The sequence below is a fragment of the Coprococcus sp. AM14-16 genome (assembly GCF_003434675.1).
GTDB lineage: Bacteria > Bacillota > Clostridia > Lachnospirales > Lachnospiraceae > Coprococcus > Coprococcus aceti.
The window spans coordinates 491,090-510,823 of record NZ_QTLL01000002.1; the positions used below are offsets into that span (position 1 = coordinate 491,090).

A 19,734-nucleotide genomic window follows, 5' to 3' on the forward strand; every position below is an offset into this window, starting at 1 on the left:
TACAGAGAGGTTGACATATATGAGCAGAGTAGTAGGAATAGACCTGGGAACAACAAACAGCTGTGTGGCAGTGCTTGAGGGCGATCAGCCAACTGTCATACCGAATTCGGAGGGCGGCAGGACCACACCTTCCATAGTAGCCATCACAAAGAATGGAGAGAGACTGGTGGGTGAGGCTGCCAGGAGACAGATGACTGTGAATGTGGACAGAACTATCACATCCATCAAGAGAGCGATGGGAACAACATACAGAAAGAGGATAGACGGCAAGGACTATTCGCCGCAGGAGATATCCGCCATCATACTTGCAAAGCTGAAGAGCGATGCTGAGAGTTATCTGGGCGGACCGGTATCTGATGCAGTCATAACAGTTCCGGCTTACTTTGACGACAGCCAGAGACAGGCCACAAAGGACGCCGGAAGAATAGCGGGACTGAATGTGCTTCGAATCATAAATGAGCCTACATCGGCGGCTCTCGCCTATGGTCTTGACAATGGACAGGCGCAGAAGATACTTGTATACGATCTGGGCGGAGGAACATTTGACGTGTCTGTTATAGAGATAGGGGACAGCGTTATAGAGGTTCTTGCCACCGCGGGAGACAATCATCTGGGCGGAGATGATTTTGATGAGAGATTGCTGGATTACGTCATCAAGACCTTTAAAAAGGAGACAAAGGTCAATCTGGCGAAGGATATCACGGCATCCCAGAGAGTGAGGGAAGCCTGTGAGAATGCCAAGAAGGAGCTCTCATTTGCGCAGACTGCACACATCAATCTGCCATTTATATCGACAGTGAAGAATCAGCCGGTGCATCTGGATATGACGATAACAAGGGAACAGTTCAACGAGCTGACCTATGATCTGGTGGAGAGAACGGCGGGACCTGTAAACCAGGCATTATCCGATGCGGGCATAACGAGAAATCAGATAGACAAAGTGCTGCTGGTGGGTGGCTCTACCCGTATACCGGCGGTTGTGGATAAGGTTCGTGCCATAACCGGCAGGGAACCATCCAAGAATATGAACCCGGACGAGTGCGTTGCCATGGGTGCAGCAGTCCAGGGAAGCAAGCTCAGCGGCGAGCTCACCGTGTCGAACAAGGTGAATGACATTCTTCTCATGGATGTGACACCTCTCTCGCTGTCCATTGAGACCCTTGGAGGCGTGGCAAATGTCATCATTCCGAGAAATTCTGCCATTCCGACCAGGGCATCAAAGATATTTACCACGGCGGGCAATTTCCAGAGGGATGTCGAGATCAAGGTGTACCAGGGCGAGAGACATTTCACAAGGGACAACAAGCTGCTAGGCAACTTTAGACTCAGCGGTATCAAGAGAGCCATGGCGGGCGTTCCTCAGATCGAGGTCACATTTGACATGGATGCAAATGGTATCCTCAAGGTTTCAGCTAAGGATCTTGGCAGGGGCGTGGAACAGCAGATAGTGATCACATCCAGCACCAACCTCTCGGAGGAGGAGATCCGCAGAGCAAGGGAGGATGCGAAGAAGTACGAGGATGATGTGGCTGGAGCCAGAGAGTTCAAAGACATTATGAACGAGGCCGAGGCGTATGTATATAAGGTAGAGAATCTTCTTGAGACCAAGGGCGCACAGCTCGATAAAAAAGAAATGAAACGGATCAAGAGCGACTGCGAGTATCTGAGAAAGCTTGTGACACGAACAGACATGAATCATGTAGATGACGTGGAGATGGGCAGGATGAAGGAAGCCTACAGACAGCTCCAGGAATCCGCAGAGAAGCTGGAGACAATGTAAGAATTTGCGAGGAGAATGGTGAATTATGAAAGACAAATTTATAAGATTTATGAGATCCAGGTACGGCAACGATCAGTTGTCATCATTCCTTACCTGGGGCGGATTGATATTTATGGTGCTGGATGCATTTATCAAGACAGGGATATTTTATTTCCTTGGACTTCTCATGTTCATATATGGATATGTCAGGATCATGTCCAAGAACTATGACAAGCGCGCGGCGCAGAACAGATGGTTCATGGAGCATACCGCGGGCGTGAGGAATATATTCAAGCGCGCGAAGAAACAGAAGGAAGCCGGCAAGGAATACAAGATATTTGTCTGCAGCAAATGCCAGCAGATGATCAGAGTTCCAAGGGGAAAGGGCAAGATAGAGATCAGATGCCCTAAGTGCGGCAACAGATTTGTGAAGAAGTCTTAGTGATGATGCGGACTTTAGATATTTTGAGTTGAAATACAGTGTGGAGATTGAGAGATGTTTGGATATATAGTGGTGAACCAGCCTGAGCTTAAGATGAAAGAATACGATGAATACCGTAGGTATTACTGTGGCCTGTGCAAATCGCTGAAGGACAGATACGGTGCGAGAGGACAGATAAGTCTCAGCTATGATATGACATTTCTGGTCCTTCTTCTGACGGGACTGTACGAACCGGAGAAGCTTTCGGGCCGCAGAAGATGTATCGCACACCCTACATCGAAGCATACTTATGTACAGAACGAGTACACGGACTATGTGGCGGACATGAACGTGATACTTACCTATTACAAATGCATAGACGACTGGGATGATGAGCATATGTTTACCCGGAAGCTGTATGCGGATGTGCTGCTCGCCGGGAAAAATGGCAGGAGGCTCAAGGAAGATTATCCACAGAAGATCCAGGTTATAGCGGAGAACCTCAAGGCGATAAGCGAGCTGGAGGAGGTGGGATCCGATGATATGGACGCATTGTCGGGGCATTTTGGCAATATAATGGCAGAGATATGTGCCCCGAAACATGATGAGTGGGAAACATATCTCCGCACCATAGGCTATTATCTGGGCAAATTTGTCTACATAATGGACGCGTATGACGATATAGAGAAGGATATAGGTGCTGGAAATTACAATCCATTCGTGTGCAGGCTTGCGCATGAGCTGGGTGTTGAGGTACAATCAGTGGGTGCGGATAAAACCATAGAACAGGACAAATGGCAGGAGCTTGCAGAGTGGACGAAGGATGTTCTGATGATGATGGTGGCACCACTTGCAAAAGAGTATGAGATGCTTCCTATTATTGAAAATGTAGGTATACTCAGGAACATAATATACTCAGGAATATGGGAAGCATATTATTCGACTACAAATAGAAGATGCGGCGATGAGGAATAAATTATGAAAGATCCTTACGAGGTGCTGGGACTCAAAAGAGGTGCCAGCGAAGAAGAAGTAAAAAAAGCATATAGAAGGCTGAGCCGGAAGTATCATCCGGATGCGAACATCAACAATCCTCACAAGGATGAGGCTGAGGAAAAGTTCAAGGAGATACAGCAGGCGTACAAGTCCATAGTGAGCGGCGAGGCTGACCGTGCAAGTTACGGTGGTGCTGGTGGGTATGGAACTGGAAGCTCGCAGAGCTACGGCGGCGGTTATGGATCTGGCGGTTCATATGGTCCGTATGGTGGAAGTTCTTACGGCGGTTCGTCAGGAGGCTACGGACAGTATGATGATCCATTTGGCGGTTTCGGAGGATTTGGCCCATTTGGTTTCGGTGGCTATCAGAGACAGAATGACTACGATCCGAATGATAAAGATTCCAGATATTTTCAGGCCGCGAAGAACTATATGAACAGCGGAAGCTATGAGGAGGCGAAGAACGTCCTCAATCAGATAGAGAATCACGATGCCAAGTGGCACTATTACAGTGGCGTGTGCAACGCCGGACTTGGCAATCAGATAAGAGCCATGGAGATGCTGAAGCGTGCAATGGAGCTTGAGCCGGGCAATCAGGAATACCGCCAGGCGTATGAGTCCATCAAGAGCGGCCGTCAGTGGTACATGGACAGAGGTGCCGGGTATGGAATGGATATGCCGACCGGCGGAAAGTTCTGCAACAACCTTTGTACCATATGTGCTCTCATGTCGTGCTGCATGGGCGGTATGCCTTGCGTGTGCTGCATGCCGAGTGGATACGGACGAAGTTAGATATAAAACCCCTGGGAGTTGCCTCTCCCAGGGGTTTTATATCGTATACGTGGTGCATTTACAATATTCTGGTAATCATTGAAAACGCAAGAACCCCCAATTAATCTCGATATTATCAGACATTTATCGCCTTTTATGTAAAAAAACTGCAAATTCTATTTGACTATAGTCTAATTTTATAGTGTTATTTAACAAATTTTTTCTCATGTATTGTTAAAAAAAAAGGTTGATGATAGAATGAAACAGTGAAAATGGAAAAAATTATATCTATTTATCCAAGGAGGGAATGAATCAGATGAAGATGTTAGCAGATTTCGATAAGGAAGGCTTCAAGAAGGAAGTCATTACTAACGTAAAGACCCTTTTCCGCAAGCCTATCGAGGAGGCTACTCCACAGCAGGTATTCCAGGCAGTCAGCTACGCAGTAAAGGACGACATCATTGACAGATGGATTGCTACACACAAGGAGTATGAGAAGAAGAACGTCAAGACAGTTTATTATCTGTCTATGGAGTTCCTTATGGGTAGAGCACTCGGTAACAATCTTATCAACTTGACTTACTACGATGCAGTTAAGGAAGCACTTGACGAGTTAGGATTTGACCTGAACTTTATAGAGGATCAGGAGCCTGATGCCGCTCTGGGTAATGGCGGTCTCGGACGTCTTGCAGCTTGTTTCCTTGATTCATTGGCAACACTTGGTTATCCTGCATACGGTTGTGGTATCAGATACAAGTATGGTATGTTCAAGCAGGGTATCAAGGATGGATATCAGGTTGAGATGCCGGATGACTGGCTCAAGGATGGCAACCCATTCGAGGTTAAGCGTTCAGAGTACGCTGTTGAAGTTAAGTTCGGTGGATATGTCAGAGTTGAGAACAAGAATGGCAGAAACTACTTTATACAGGATGGATATCAGTCAGTTCGTGCCGTACCTTATGACCTTCCAGTCATCGGTTATGGCAACAACGTTGTAAATACACTTAGAATCTGGGATGCCGAGGCAATCCAGGAGTTCTGCCTTGACTCATTTGACAAGGGTGAGTATGAGAAGGCAGTAGAGCAGCAGAACCTTGCAAAGACTATCGTTGAGGTTCTCTATCCAAATGACAATCATTACGCAGGTAAGGAACTTAGACTGAGACAGCAGTATTTCTTCATCTCAGCATCAGTTCAGAGAGCAATCCTCAAGTTCAAGGAGCTCAACAAGGATATCCACAAGCTGCCAGAGAAGGTGACATTCCAGATGAATGATACACACCCAACAGTAGCAGTTGCCGAGCTCATGAGAATCCTCATGGATGAGGAAGGCCTTGAGTGGGATGACGCATGGGATATTACAACAAGAACATGTGCATACACCAACCATACGATCATGGCAGAGGCACTTGAGAAGTGGCCTATCGAGCTGTTCTCAAGACTGCTTCCACGTATCTACCAGATCGTTGAGGAGATCAACAGAAGATTCGTTCTCAAGATCCAGGAGATGTATCCGGGCAACCAGGATAAGGTTAAGAATATGGCAGTTCTGTACGATGGCCAGGTTAAGATGGCTCATCTTGCAATCGCAGGTTCTTACTCAGTAAACGGTGTTGCAGCTCTTCATACCAAGATCCTTGAGGAGAGAGAGCTTAAAGACTTCTATGAGATGAGACCAGAGCAGTTCAACAACAAGACAAATGGTATCACTCAGAGACGTTTCCTGCTTCATGCTAACCCACTTCTTGCAAACTGGATCACAGACAAGATCGGTGACGAGTGGATAACCAATCTTTCACACCTTAAGAAGCTTAAGGTATATGTGAACGATGAGAAGTGCCAGCAGGAGTTTATGAACATCAAGTACCAGAACAAGATCCGTCTTGCAAAGTACATCAAGGAGCACAACAATGTGGATGTAGATCCTCGTTCAATCTTCGATGTACAGGTTAAGAGACTTCATGAGTACAAGAGACAGCTCCTGAACATCCTTCATGTTATGCATCTGTATAACAGACTGAAGACAGAGCCAGAATTCGATATGTACCCAAGAACATTCATCTTTGGAGCAAAGGCATCAGCAGGATATAAGAGAGCTAAGCTTATCATCAAGCTCATCAACTCAGTTGCAGATGTTGTCAACAACGATGCTTCAATCGATGGCAAGATCAAGGTTGTATTTATAGAGAACTACAGAGTATCCAATGCCGAGATCATCTTCGCAGCAGCAGATGTATCAGAGCAGATCTCAACAGCTTCAAGAGAGGCTTCAGGTACAGGTAACATGAAGTTCATGCTGAACGGAGCACCTACACTTGGAACCATGGACGGAGCAAACGTAGAGATTGTTGAGGAAGTTGGCATCGAGAACGCATTTATCTTCGGTCTCTCAGCAGAAGAGGTTATGAAGTATGAGCGCGAGGGCGGCTACAACCCAATGGATATCTACAATAACAACCAGGCTGTAAGAAGAGTTCTCACACAGCTTATCGATGGCACTTATGCAAAGGATGATCCGGACAGATTCAGAGATCTCTATGATTCTCTCACAAAGGAAGATGTATACTTCATCCTCAAGGACTTCGATTCATATGCAGAGGCTCAGCAGAAGGTTGACAAGGCATACCAGGATGAGAAGGGCTGGGCAAAGATGGCTATGCTCAACACAGCATGCGCTGGAAAGTTCTCATCAGACAGAACTATCGAGGAGTATGCAAAGGAGATCTGGAAGCTTAAGAAGGTTAAGGTTTCCCTTGATAAGTAATTATCAGATAGAATGAAATAATAAATAACAAACGGGCATCATATGGTAATGATCGTATGGTGTCCGTTTTTATTTTGCATCTGTTAATACATCCGCGCCTATGTTATGATAGATATATATGTTACGTTGTGATGAAAAGGGGGCTATAAACATATGAAAGGTAGAAAATTGAGACACAGACTCACGGCTCTGCTGCTCGCATTTGTAATGATATTTACAGCGGTTGCCGTACAGCCGAACTGTGATGCATTTGCAGCTACGAAGGTAAAGACGCCGGTGGCGACACATGGAAGACTGTCTGTGAAGGGAGCAGATCTGGTGGATGCCAAGGGCAAGAAATTCCAGCTCAGGGGAATCAGCACACACGGTATCAACTGGGATGTGGGATATCCTTATGTGAACAAGGCGGCGTTCAAGACTCTGAGAGACGACTGGGGAGTTAATGCGGTAAGACTTGCCATGTATACATCTGAATACAACGGCTATTGCGCGGGCGGCAGCAAAGCGGCACTTCGAAATCAGATATACAAGGGCGTGAAATATGCGACCGACCTCGGCATGTATGTGATCATCGACTGGCACATACTCAACGACGGGAATCCTATGACACAGGTTGCAGAGGCAAGAAGATTCTTTGCAACTATGGCGAAGAAGTATAAGAAACAGAAAAATATCATTTATGAGATATGCAATGAGCCAAATGGTTGCGACTGGAAGACCGTCAAGCGATATGCGTCCCAGGTCATAAAGGTCATAAGAAAGTATGACAAGAAGGCGATCATCGTAGTGGGAACGCCGACATGGTCCCAGCTCGGTTCGGATGGCACACACAATGAGGTTGCGGATAACCCTATCAAGGGCTACAAGAATATAATGTACTCACTCCATTTCTATGCTAATGAGTGGAGCCACAACCGGTATCTTCCTGCGAAGCTTGCATACGCAAGGAAGAAGGGGATAGCGGTCATAGTCACAGAGTTCGGAATGTCCGCGGCAAGCGGCGATGGAGGCATAAGCAAAGCCTACACCGGCAAATGGCTGACCAGACTCAACAAGGCGAATGTCAGCTATTTCTGCTGGAGTCTCAGCAAAAAGAATGAATCGGCATCCCTCCTGGCGTCGTGGACGAGCAAGACGAGCCGGTGGAAGACGAGTGAACTGTCTGAGGCAGGCCGTTATATCAGAGCGAAATACAGAGCCCGCAAGAAGGCTCTCGGAAGCAGGGCGTAACGGGAAGCCGTGAGGAAACCGTGATATTAACAAGCAATAAAAAACAGGCGCTATATAGATCAAAGATCTGTATAGCGCCTGTTCTTGTGTTAATGGTTATATGTGAATTAAGCTACAACTGTTACGTTAGTTGCTCTCTCCTTAGAAGCGTCCTTAGGATCAGCCTCTACGTCAAATGTAACCTTCTGTCCCTCGTTAAGAGTCTTATATCCATCAGAGTTGATTGCTGAAAAATGAACAAATACGTCCTTTCCTGTCTCATCATCTGAGATGAATCCATAACCCTTTTCTCCGTTGAACCACTTAACTGTACCGTTCTTCATCACGAGTACCTCCTAAAAATGAAAATTTGTACTCAATGAAAACACTACAATATACCTTATAGAGAATACTCCAAAGAAAAGCTTACCTTATATAGCAATCGAACCGTTAATCTTGAATACGCTATTATCATATTATGTCATGTTGCATTTGTCAATAAACGATACGACTAAAATTTGCGTTAAGATTTCTCAGTAAAAAGGGTATATGAGCAGTGTAAAAACGATATATATATAAGAGGTATAAAAATGCGGGAGGGTGAAATGAGAAATGCAAAGACGATCATTATAGGGATTGCGTGTGCTATGGCACTTGCTTACATAATATCAGGAATATACGACAAGGCGGTTGGGGGAGATGACACTGACGGATCGGCAAAAAGCGGACGCAATGTGTGTATTTATGATAATGGGGAGTATTCCCTCGTGGATGTGGAAGAGTATACAGCATCGACGCTGGCGGGAATGATGAGTGACAAATGGAGCGATGAAATGCTCAAGGCGGTCGCAGTTGTGGTTAGGACCGGAATCTATTACCAGATGGATGAAAATGACAGGAATTCCGCCACACAGGGGCAGACAAAGAATCTTATAAATGAGTCCCAGCTCCGGGAGATAAGATATACGGAATCGCAGCTCAAGAAGAAATGGGGAGGCGAGTGCTCCGGGATAATGAGAAGGGCGGAGAAGGCGGTGTATGCGACCGGTGGACAGGTTATGAAATACGGTGGAGAGGTAATACTTCCGGCGTATCATATGATAAGTACAGGGCATACTGTGAGTGCACAGGAAATATATGGGCATGACATACCGTATCTCAGGCAGGTGGCAAGTGATGTGGATCAGATGGCGGAGGACTTTTCGACCACTGAGATATACAGCGGGGACAGGCTTCAGAAGATATTCAGAAAATGGATAGACGCTGACAATATGACGGATGAGGTCAAGGTTATGACAGCCACAGAATCTGGATTTGCACAGACCATAAATGTATTTGGGAGCGAGCTGGAGGCTGATGTTTTCAAAGAACAACTGGGACTTGCCTCGACGAATATACACATAGATAAGGTTAAGGATGGATACAGGATCATAACGGTGGGCGTTGGAGATTCTCTGGGAATGTCACTGTATGGGGCGTCTGTATTGGCGGAAAATGGAGAGAAGTATGATCAGATCCTCAGGTATTATTATACTGGAATAGAGATTGCAAAATAAAGGCTGATAAAAAACATTTACACATTCAAATCATCTGTATATAAGTGCCAATAAGTGGACATGATACAGATGAGGTGATGAATATGAAGAAATTTTTGGGCGGCATAAAGAAGAATATATTTTATATCTCGCTCATCACAGGCATGGCAGTGCTTGTGACAGTGCTCGGACTTTATAACGCACAGACCAATTCAAAGGAGAAGACCATAACAATAGGACAGAATACGCCGAATGACAGTACGACGGAAGCCGATGCTAAGGAAGCTTTGAACGATAAGAAAAATGATAAGAACAGCGGAGTGTCGGATGAAGGTACATCAGAGCAGAAAGATATTGAGACGGATAATACCATAGAGAATTCCGCTGCATCCACAGCGGAGAGTGAGAGTGCTGAGACTGGAGCTTCAGGAGTTTCAAATGACAGCCTGCATTACGATCCAAAGGATAGCATATCATGGCCTATAAATGGCAATGTGATAATTCCTTACAGCATGGATATGACAGTGTATTTTGAGACACTCAAGGAATACAAGTGCAGCCCTGCAATGGTAATTGAGGCGCAGACGGGCGATGAGGTCAAGGCTGTATATGAGAGCAAGGTAGCGGAGGTCTCAAGCAACCCAGAGCTGGGCAATTACGTCAAGCTTGAGCTTGGAGACGGCTACACCGTGACACTTGGACAGCTTCAGGATGTGAAGGTTGCACTTGGCGAGCATCTGGACGCCGGCCAGGTAGTGGGAACCATTGGCGAGCCAAGCAGATTCTACAGCGAGGAAGGAAGCAATCTCTATTTTGCAGTCGAGAAGGACGGCAATCCTGTGGATCCAATGCTGCTTATACAGTAGAGGGAGGGTTGGACAGGTTGCTAAGTTGTATCTTTTGTGATGATAACATAGCGTTTTGCAACAATCCCGTGGCGGGATGAAGAAGATAGGCCATATAAACAAAAGAGCCCCACAATATCTAAAATAGATATTGTGGGGCTTTTGCACTATATACTTACGTATATTTTCTTAAATGTGCTTTATAATCCACGGTCTATATTAGCCCATTACAACCTCTACTGAGTGAGTCTTGCCATCGCCAAATGCTGGGATAACGTTGCCCTCGATAGCGTTGCCATCAACGAGTACGCTCTTAACGCCCTTGTTGATGTGATCTGGGTTAGAAACCTTGATGTCGTATGTAGCACCACGGAACTGACGTGTAGCTGTCATTCCATCCCATGCAGCAGGAATTGATGGATCGATCTTCAGACCATCGAAGTCTGCTGAGATACCAAGGATGTACTGTGATATAGCTACCATGTTCCAAGCAGCAGTACCAGTCAGCCATGAGTTCTTACCCTGACCGAAGTGGTTGCCCGGCTTGCCGATATCAGATCCGGCATCCTTACCACCGATCATCTGGCCGTATACATATGGCTCAGTCTTGTGTATATCTGATGTCTCCTCAGTGAAAGCTGGAGCTATCTCTGAGTAGTACTTAAATGCCTGATCACCGGCACCTGCGTAAGCAGCAGCACAGATGATCCATGCATTGTTATGTGTGAAGATTCCGGCATTCTCCTTGTATCCACCTGGGTATGTAGAAATCTCACCATACTGGATGTAATACTTTGTAAATGCTGGGTTGTTGAGTACAAGTCCGTGCTGTGTATTAAGTCTCTCATCGATTGCAGCAAGAGTCTTCTTGTCGCAGCCCTGATCCTTACCGATGTCTGACATGATAGCGAATCCCTGTGGCTCGATGAAGATCTGACCTTCCTCGCACTCCTTGGATCCCATCTTCTCACCGTTTGCATCGTAAGCTCTGAGGAACCAGTCGCCGTCCCATGCTGACTCCATGATGTTGGCCTTCATCTTGTCGATCTCAGCCTGAGCAGCATCAGCCTCAGCGTCCATTCCAAGGTGCTTAAGGATAGCAACGTAGTTAGGACCTGCATATGTGAAGAGTGTAGCAACCATAACTGACTCAGCAACCTTTGAGTATCCACCCTCAGCAGCGAACTTAGGGTTGGTGTATGTCTGGAAGCTCTCACCTGGTGTATCTGAGAAGCATGAAAGGTTGATACAATCGTTCCAGTCAGCTCTCATTGCAAGTGGAAGTCCGTGTGGTCCAAGGTTGTTTACGATCTTGTAGAATGAAACCTTGAGGTGGTCAAGCATAGGTTTTGCAATTGACATATCGTTGTCATATGGAACCATCTCGTCAAGGATGCCCCAGTCACCAGTTTCCTTGATATAAGCTGAAACTGAAAGGATCAGCCATAATGGATCATCTGAGAAGTCTCCACCGATATCTGCGTTACCCTTCTTGGTAAGTGGCTGGTACTGATGGTAGCATCCACCGTCTGGGAACTGTGTTGAAGCTATATCGATGATTCTCTCTCTTGCACGATCAGGGATCTGATGAACAAATCCAAGCACATCCTGGTTGGAATCACGGAATCCCATACCACGGCCGATACCTGACTCGAAGTATGAAGCTGAACGTGAAAGGTTGAATGTAACCATACACTGATACTGATTCCAGATGTTGACCATACGGTTAACCTTGTCATCAGGTGTGTTAACGTTGAGAATGCTCAACAGTCTGTTCCAGTGCTCCTTGAGCTCCTCAAGACCTGCAGCAACCTTCTCAGGAGTGTTGTACTTCTCGATCATCTCGAGAGCCTTTACCTTATTGATAGTCTTGCCGTCTGCCTCGAACTTCTGGTCAACAGGCATCTCAACATATCCAAGTATAAATACAAGAGTCTTTGTCTCGCCTGGAGCAAGAGTGATCTTCTTGTAGTGTGAAGCGATAGGTGACCATCCATCAGCAAATGAATCATTTGACTTGCCAGCCTCAACAGCCTGTGGGTTGTGGAAGCCGTTGTAAAGTCCGATGAATGAATCTCTGTCTGTATCGTAACCATCGATCTCGTCATTCACTGTGTAGAATGCGAAGTGGTCACGTCTGTCTCTGTACTCTGTCTTGTGGTAGATAGTTGATCCGACAACCTCTACACGACCTGTACTGAAGTTTCTCTGGAAGTTGGTGCAGTCATCCTGTGCATCCCAGAGACACCACTCCTCAAATGAGAAGAATGAGAATGTCTTCTCCTCTGAGCCTTCATTTGTAAGAACGACCTGCTGAACCTCTCCAGCGTAGTTCTGAGGAACAAAGAAAGTAACCTCAGCCTTAAGGTCATTCTTCTTACCTGTGATGATTGTATATCCCATACCATGACGGCACTGATACTCGTCAAGCTCTGTCTTTACCGGTGACCATCCCGGATTCCATATTGTACCATTGTCGTTGATATAGAAATAACGTCCGCCCATATCTATAGGCACGTTGTTATAACGATATCTTGTGATTCTACGAAGACGAGCGTCCTTGTAGAAGCTGTAACCTCCTGCAGTGTTGGAGATCAGTGAAAAGAAATCCTGTGTTCCAAGGTAGTTGATCCAAGGATAAGGAGTTCTAGGAGATGTGATGACATACTCCTTGTTGGCATCATCAAAATAACCAAATTTCATGTAGCATATACCTTCCTTCCAATGTTTTGTGAAGGCTTCCAGATGGCTATGCCAGCCCCCCTGAAGCCGCTTTTGTATCGACTTGTGCTAAATTCTCCCTTAAAGTCAGCCATACACTCTGATTATATAATAAAAGACTTTAAAACACAACAAAGTTATAGTGAAAATTGCACAATTACTAAATGTATTAATTCCTGTATTTGAGTAATTAATTGATGCTTATGCTGTGTTATACTGTGTAATATCAAAACAGTATAGGAGTTATTTACTATGGGAAAAAATGAAACTAAGAATTATGTAGGCGGAAGCGGAATGGATGATATGGAGCTGGACGAGCGTGATATACAGCTTATGGAGGAGAGCAGAAAAGAAGGCAAAAAGAAGCTGTTTATAGCGCTTGGTGCGATCGTGTTAGCAGTGATAGTAGTGGTGATATACATAGTTGTCAAAAAAAATATGACCGGAAAATCAGAGAGCGAGGAACTGATAAAGACCTACATGGAGGGTCTTGAGGAGGCGGATCTTGACAAGGTGGAGAGTGTTATGGATCCTGATACCATAGACAGCGATTCGTCAAAGGATCTGGTCACTGTGTTCCAGACTTATAAGGAAAATAATATAGAATATACAGTCAGCTATACCATGGGTGATGGGCATGTGGCAGAGTCCGGCGATCTGGCGGCAGTCAGCAGCACTGTATATGGAAAGACCCAGAAGGAAGCAGGTATATCAAAGGGTTATGTCATTCCGGTTACCGGAACGATAATGATGACATTCCAGGGTCAGACTTCACCGTATGATCTGGACATGGATATCATTTGTTATGAGAAGGATGGAGAGTGGTATCTCGGCGGAACAGTTATGACTACGGGAGATACGACTACAGATGATACGACAGAGTAGTCACGAGAAGGACAACTGCTGGATACAGATATTGAATACAGAAACTGAATATATGGACATGGATACGTGAACAGACGACAAATGGTGCGGATATTAAATGTAATATTCGCACCATTTGCTGTCTTCTGCCAGTGTGCAGCTATCTCTCTTGATGAGCTTGCACTGGAACTCAATTCTTGCGACTCCCTTGTGACCGCCCTTGAGGCTGTCCATTAGAAGCTGCAGGGCGAAATGCCCCATGTCCGTCTTGGATATCTCCACGGTGGTCAGCATCGGAGTTGTGTACTGGGCTTCCTCGCACATCCTGCGGATTACAGAATCCACGTTCTCATACCTGCATCTCCTGTCGTCGGAGAAGATGGACCGATACCATGCCTTGGACAGGATGCATCCGTTCTTGTGGATCTCACTCTCTATGACATGCAGCAGTTCTGTAAAGAATGGGTCCGACGCTCTGGGCGATGTCTTTTATGGATGCCACGGTCGTTTCTTATGTTCATGCTGTTACCTACCTTCAGTCTATGCCGCTGACTATTCTGACGTGCTGCCTTATTGAACTTTTCGGTATTATTTCTTCTTCATACCTGAAATTATGATTATCACAAACGAGATTAGAATGGTCGCAAGCACTGTTATAAGGATTATGAGCTGAAGGTTATGTACCTTACTCTTACTCTTATCAGTGGAAGAGTAGCTGCCCACGGTGAGTGTGCTCTTTTCTGTTGTGACCTCAGTGGTCGTCTCGGTTGTGGTACGCTCTATCGTGGATATCTCAGTTGTGGTCGCCTCGGTCGTCACAGGGGTAAATGTATTTCTATACTCTGTGGTGACCTCGGTCGTACTTGCCGTTGTCGCCTCGGTTGTGGCTCTGGTAGTTGTCTGTGTGGTTGTGGAAGTCTTCTTCTTGGACACTGTAAATGTTGTCACAGCATCTCCGGTCTTGGATCTGATGGTTATGGTGTGGCTTCCGACCGAGAGGGATTCAAGATAGCTCGTCTTGAGCTCGATTATGATGCTTCCCTCTTTCTTGTTGTAATATGAAGGGTCAAGTTCCTTGTCATCTATGAGGACACAGACAAAGTCAGCGTACTCAGCGTTCGATCTGAACTTGATAGTGTTCTTGCTGGCCTTGCTCCATTTGCTTCCCTTGCCGCCGATGATCTCGGGTGCTGCCTTGTCGATGACTGTGTCAGCCTTGCTTATCTCCTTTGTACAGCCCTTGTTGCTGAAATATTTCTTGCAGGCTGAGCAATACCAGTATTCTATATTGCCCTTGCTGGAGGTGGTTGCTGCTACATAATCAGTTTTCTTAAGGTCTGTGTGGTTCGTTGTGCTGAGTTTGCCGTAGCTCTTGCCGCACACAGAGCACACTGCCTTCTTCTGGCAGGTTGCGGTTCCGCCGGAGCAGTCCTGGATGACCTTATATCCACAGCCCTTGTTCTTGCACTTGCGGGAGTGGGTTTTGCCGTTGCCATCACTTGTCCAGTTGCCGAGGTCGTGGCTGCTCTTGCCCTCCACGACGATCTCACCGCAGTAGCGGCATTTCTGAGGTGTCGTGCAGTCACCGTCGTCGGTTTCTGCGGTGTGTTTCTTGTTTACTGTTACAGTCAATTTGGTTTCATTTCCCGCCTTGTCGGATACGATGATGGTCTGCTCACCATCTGTGGCTTCCAGAGCAAGTGAGTGATCGTCGTCAAGGGGTTTCTCCTCGCCGTTCACTGTGACCTTTGCCAGATGGGATTCCTTCACGGTCATCACGGCTGACAGGCAGTAAGTCTCTCCGTCGGCGATTCCTGTGACCTTTGGCGCGTGTGTGTCGATGATGAAACCATCTGTGGATAAGTATGTTGTTTTGCCGTCCTCTGATGAAAGCTTTGCGTATACAACATATTTGCCCTCGTCCTTTATGGAAAATGCTTTCTTATACTCGGTAAATGTTGCTGCACCCAGATCGTCCGATGACAGAGCTGAGTCGCTTATCAGGTAGCCGACTGTGATGGAAGGGTCGGAGTTGTTGTCACAGGTGATGGTAACCTTCTGGGCCTTGTTGTAATACTGCTCAAATGATGATACATCCTGGAGACCGTTCCAGCTCTTATCGCCCATGCTGATGGTGCCTGTAGGAGCAGAGTCTGATTTCCACATCGCATAAAATACCAGGTTTCTTTTAGCCGATGAGTCATCAGTATCGGAATACTCATATCCGTTATCTGCCGCCTTCTCAAAGGAAGAGGTGTATATGATGTTCACGGTCTTGCCTGATCCGTCGGACTTCGTGTTCCAGCCCTTGAACTCATAGCCCTCACGGGTCGGTGGGTAGTCGTTCAGTGCCACGCCATATCCTGATCCTGCTACATCAAAGTCATATGTTCCGCTGTCCGCATCTCCGAGCTTGCCTCCATTTGCATTCAGTGTGAAGGTGAGCCCTGAACCGGAGAAGCTGTCCTTGGTGTACATCGCTGTCAGCTTTATACGGTTTGTAGACTGGAAGTATGATGTGTCAATGCTGGTGACCTTTGTCTTGTCGTTGTACCATCCTGTGAATGTAAAGCCGTCTTTCTCCGGCTTGTACTTTGACAGGTCAACAGTCGTAAATTCTGCTGATGGGCTGCTTATCACAGTGGAAGTCTCCCCCGATAACTGTCCTCCTGCTGCATCAAACTCCAGATAGTATGTGTCTGGATCGTCGGTATCTTCTGCAAATGCTGTGAAGCATGTCATACAGAACATTGCCGCGAAAACCAGTAAAAATCTAAGTATCTTTTTCATAGAATCCCTCCTTGCATATGGTATTATAATAATTTTATTATACCGGGGGGAGAAAAACAACGAGACAGGGGAAAAATTAATAATATGAAAGAACGGCCTCCGCCGGGAGACCGTTCCATAGAAAATGTCATGTTTTATGCCATTGTGAATATTCTTTCTTTTACTGTCTTGGACTCGCCTGGAGCAAGCTCTGTGTAGCCTGTGATCTCCGGTGCTCCTGAGAGATTTGGAGCGTCAATATTCCAGCTCATTGGCTCAGGACAGAAGTAACCCTTGTCGCCGTGATCGTTCCACATGATCCAGAACTTCATTGTGTCGTCAACCTCATAGCAGACCTTCTTGCCTGTGGCAACATCAGTTGCGTATACTCCGTAGAAAGGCTTGCCGTCCAGCTCGTTCATCTCCGCTGTGTAGAGATCGTTGTCGATGTCCTTCAGAACAGGTACCATGGTTCCGTTCTTGTACTGGAGATCGTAATCTGTTATAGGAAGGTTCTTCTCTGTAGGGATAGCGTGCTCATCAAGCTCCCATTTGTCTCCAACAGGTACACAGAGACGTACATCCTCGCCCTTTCCTGTGCTTGTGAAAGGCCCCTTGAATGCAACGTGGTTACATACGCCGTATGGCATCTGCTTGTCGGAGAGGTTGGTGAGTGTGAACTCGTAGTGCATACCGTCCGGAGCAAGAGTGAATGTGAAGTCTGCTCTGAAGCTCACAGGGTATGTAGCGAAAAACTCATCCTTCTCATCATATACATATGAAGTCTTGCCGATGGCCTTGTCTCCATCCACTGACACGCTCTCTATGCTGTGGTTTCTGAGATGAAGGAAACCGTGGAGATGGTTGCCGAGAGGATCATTGCATGGGAAATGATACATAGCATCGGAGGTTCTTAAGTTGCCGTGTGACAGTCTGTTAGGGAGATACAGGGTAGGCATTCCGTAGATCTCTGCTGCTGCTTTGAGCTGTGCAGGAGTCAAGGAAGGATCGTTCCTGAATATATCAATATCCAGAGCGGTGTTCTCCATCTTCATAATGTTGCTTCCGTTAAATGGTGCGATCAGTGCACGGTAATCGCCTGATATAAGTTCAATACAAGTCTCGCCCTTGTAGTCTATTGTACGTGCTGTAGTGTTCATCGTGTTCTCCTCTTCTATAAATATGTTGTGTTTAAGTTGTATGCTGAAATCCACAAAAACAGTGAACTTTCCTATGTAAAATAGTAACACGGAAAAAATTGTATGGCAACAATGAGGTTCACAAAACGCGGCGTTCTTGATTATTTTATCATTAATTGCTATACTATCATAGGATATTTTGCGAAAGACATGAAAGTTAGTTAATTCGGAGGTCGAAGGTGACTAAGAATAATAACACTGATTATAGAAAAAAGATATACAGACAGCGGCATCACCGCAGAATGAAACTCGTCGAGAGCGGAATAGGAGTGATCGTCGCAGTCATAATGATATTTGCGCTTGGACAGGGCAACCTGAAAAAGAATGTGAACGGTCAGGAGGAGTTCCAGCCTGAGAGCGGAACATCGGCAGATATAAGTGAGAGCAGCAGTCAGAATATGTCATACAGTGACACGGAGGAGGCTGCACAGCAGTATCTGGCAACTGCGGAGGATGCGGCCATTCCGGATCAGCGGAATGGTCAGTATGTACAATTTGTCAATTACACCAACCCTGATGTGAGCGGCAAGGGAGCGGACAAATATGACAGCAATATATACATGCCGGCGAATGCTACGGATGACCAGTATTTCTCGACATCTCTGCTCATAGGTGATTCCAGAGCCGAGGCGCTGGGACTGTACAGCGGTGTAGACAACTGGGATATGTGTGTGGCGAAGAATTTGGACATAGAGAAGGTCGCTAATACCAAGATGTTCACCTGCGATTCAGGAGAACAGTGTACGGTTGTCGAGATGCTTGGCATGAAGAGCTATGAGAATATATACATTTCATTTGGGCTTGAGGAGCTTTCGTGGTATAACAAGCGGTACATGTCGGCCTACAAGACTTTACTGGATCAGATCTCCCAGTTACAGCCTGCGGCAAATGTATATGTGATGTCAGTACTTCCTGTATCGGCGGAGCTTTCATCAAAAGACCAGGTGTATAACAACCCGGGTGTGGACAAGCTCAATTCTCTCATGCAGGAGATGTGTGGCAGCTACGATCAGGTGATCTATCTCGATGTGGCTCACAGCGTGTCTGTGGATGGTGTTCTGCCGGAGGATGCGGGAATAGATGGAAAACATTGTAATAAGAAATATTGTCTCAAGATGATGGAATACATCAGAAAGAACGTGTATGTCAGAAGATAGTGGAGACGGAGGCATATGATAAAAAGAATAATATATTTGTTTGCATGCTGTCTGATGATCTGTTCGCTTGCGGGATGCGCAGGAAATGGAGACGACGAGGCAGATACGCCGGATGTGCACTCTCTGGCTGATATGCTCATGCAGAACGTGAAGTTTGAGGATTCCGTGGAGGAGGTCTCCTCTGAGACGGCGCTCAGATATTATGGTATAGACAGCGCTCAGGTGCAGGACAGTGCAGTGTACATGTCAACGGGAGCCACCGCCGAGGAGCTCGCAGTATTTCAGGCGTCGTCAACGGTCGATGCCCAGGGCATACTGGCGGACATGAAGAAAAGACGCGACTCACAGTTGCGGATGTACCTTGATTACAAATCGTCGGAGACCGCCAGACTTGATGATGCGGTTCTGTATGTGCATGATACATTTGTGGTATACATGGTGTCCGATGACAGCGAAACGGCACAGGGAATAATAAGTGATTATCTGGAATGATCTTCTGGGTGATCATTTTTTTTGTCTGCATTTCCTTGTGTAACACCGGGACAGATCATTCATATTATAGTAATAAATCCGCTGTCAATAAAATAAGATAAATAAAGAGCGCTGTATGCGGTTGTAATTTTATGCACTGGCATGTATTATTATGTATAATGTATACAATATACAAAATACGAACAATTGACAGCTTGAGATATCAGCACTGTGGTGCGTTGCGCCACAGTGA

General features: G+C 46.1%; 16 protein-coding genes. 11 read left to right on the forward strand and 5 right to left on the reverse strand.

The annotated features are described in order from the left end of the window. Positions 1 to 19 precede the first annotated feature (19 nt). From dnaK to DW159_RS08260, 6 genes are all read left to right on the forward strand, one after another. Positions 20 to 1,780: a molecular chaperone DnaK gene (gene dnaK, locus DW159_RS08235; RefSeq protein ID WP_117549975.1), complete on the forward strand. Its 1,761-nt coding sequence runs from the start codon at positions 20 to 22 to the stop codon at positions 1,778 to 1,780. Between the two features lie 25 nt (positions 1,781 to 1,805). After that, positions 1,806 to 2,201 (forward strand): hypothetical protein, encoded by a 396-nt coding sequence (locus DW159_RS08240; protein ID WP_015534466.1) that lies wholly within the window; start codon positions 1,806 to 1,808, stop codon positions 2,199 to 2,201. A 54-nt stretch (positions 2,202 to 2,255) separates the two neighbouring features. After that, positions 2,256 to 3,155, forward strand: coding sequence for a DUF5685 family protein (locus DW159_RS08245; RefSeq protein ID WP_117549976.1), 900 nt, complete (start codon positions 2,256 to 2,258; stop codon positions 3,153 to 3,155). A gap of 3 nt (positions 3,156 to 3,158) precedes the next feature. After that, positions 3,159 to 3,968: a J domain-containing protein gene (locus tag DW159_RS08250; RefSeq protein WP_117549978.1), complete on the forward strand. Its 810-nt coding sequence runs from the start codon at positions 3,159 to 3,161 to the stop codon at positions 3,966 to 3,968. Positions 3,969 to 4,269: 301 nt separating this feature from the next. Continuing rightward, the gene (locus DW159_RS08255) at positions 4,270 to 6,711 is read left to right on the forward strand and encodes a glycogen/starch/alpha-glucan phosphorylase (protein ID WP_117550562.1); all 2,442 of its coding nucleotides are present in this window, start codon (positions 4,270 to 4,272) and stop codon (positions 6,709 to 6,711) included. Between the two features lie 153 nt (positions 6,712 to 6,864). Next, the gene (locus tag DW159_RS08260) at positions 6,865 to 7,941 is read left to right on the forward strand and encodes a glycoside hydrolase family 5 protein (protein WP_117549980.1); all 1,077 of its coding nucleotides are present in this window, start codon (positions 6,865 to 6,867) and stop codon (positions 7,939 to 7,941) included. Between the two features lie 107 nt (positions 7,942 to 8,048). Here the strand turns inward: DW159_RS08260 and DW159_RS08265 are convergent, their stop codons facing one another. Next, positions 8,049 to 8,264 (reverse strand): cold-shock protein, encoded by a 216-nt coding sequence (locus DW159_RS08265; protein ID WP_015534471.1) that lies wholly within the window; start codon positions 8,262 to 8,264, stop codon positions 8,049 to 8,051. A gap of 261 nt (positions 8,265 to 8,525) precedes the next feature. Here DW159_RS08265 and DW159_RS08270 point away from each other — a divergent pair, with 261 nt between their 5' ends. Continuing rightward, complete coding sequence (locus tag DW159_RS08270; protein WP_242992645.1) at positions 8,526 to 9,476, forward strand: SpoIID/LytB domain-containing protein; 951 nt, start codon at positions 8,526 to 8,528, stop codon at positions 9,474 to 9,476. A gap of 83 nt (positions 9,477 to 9,559) precedes the next feature. Continuing rightward, positions 9,560 to 10,321 (forward strand): M23 family metallopeptidase, encoded by a 762-nt coding sequence (locus DW159_RS08275; RefSeq protein WP_117549984.1) that lies wholly within the window; start codon positions 9,560 to 9,562, stop codon positions 10,319 to 10,321. 198 nt (positions 10,322 to 10,519) lie between these two features. Here DW159_RS08275 and DW159_RS08280 read toward each other — a convergent pair whose 3' ends face one another. After that, the gene (locus DW159_RS08280; protein WP_055145855.1) at positions 10,520 to 13,003 is read right to left on the reverse strand and encodes a GH36-type glycosyl hydrolase domain-containing protein; all 2,484 of its coding nucleotides are present in this window, start codon (positions 13,001 to 13,003) and stop codon (positions 10,520 to 10,522) included. 270 nt (positions 13,004 to 13,273) lie between these two features. On the opposite strand from DW159_RS08280, the gene DW159_RS08285 reads away from it, so the two are divergent. After that, positions 13,274 to 13,906 (forward strand): nuclear transport factor 2 family protein, encoded by a 633-nt coding sequence (locus DW159_RS08285; protein ID WP_117549985.1) that lies wholly within the window; start codon positions 13,274 to 13,276, stop codon positions 13,904 to 13,906. Positions 13,907 to 13,999: 93 nt separating this feature from the next. Here DW159_RS08285 and DW159_RS08290 read toward each other — a convergent pair whose 3' ends face one another. From DW159_RS08290 to DW159_RS08300, 3 genes are all read right to left on the reverse strand, one after another. Continuing rightward, positions 14,000 to 14,230, reverse strand: coding sequence for a substrate-binding domain-containing protein (locus DW159_RS08290; protein ID WP_242992646.1), 231 nt, complete (start codon positions 14,228 to 14,230; stop codon positions 14,000 to 14,002). Positions 14,231 to 14,473: 243 nt separating this feature from the next. Then, complete coding sequence (locus DW159_RS08295) at positions 14,474 to 16,675, reverse strand: InlB B-repeat-containing protein (protein ID WP_117549989.1); 2,202 nt, start codon at positions 16,673 to 16,675, stop codon at positions 14,474 to 14,476. Between the two features lie 134 nt (positions 16,676 to 16,809). Continuing rightward, the gene (locus tag DW159_RS08300; RefSeq protein WP_015534480.1) at positions 16,810 to 17,814 is read right to left on the reverse strand and encodes an aldose 1-epimerase; all 1,005 of its coding nucleotides are present in this window, start codon (positions 17,812 to 17,814) and stop codon (positions 16,810 to 16,812) included. 218 nt (positions 17,815 to 18,032) lie between these two features. Here DW159_RS08300 and DW159_RS08305 point away from each other — a divergent pair, with 218 nt between their 5' ends. Together DW159_RS08305 and DW159_RS08310 are read left to right on the forward strand one after the other, a co-directional pair. Further along, complete coding sequence (locus DW159_RS08305; RefSeq protein WP_117549991.1) at positions 18,033 to 19,010, forward strand: hypothetical protein; 978 nt, start codon at positions 18,033 to 18,035, stop codon at positions 19,008 to 19,010. Positions 19,011 to 19,025: 15 nt separating this feature from the next. After that, entirely contained in the window at positions 19,026 to 19,502 is a 477-nt protein-coding gene (locus DW159_RS08310) for a DUF4358 domain-containing protein (RefSeq protein WP_117549994.1), read from the forward strand. Positions 19,503 to 19,734 lie beyond the last annotated feature (232 nt).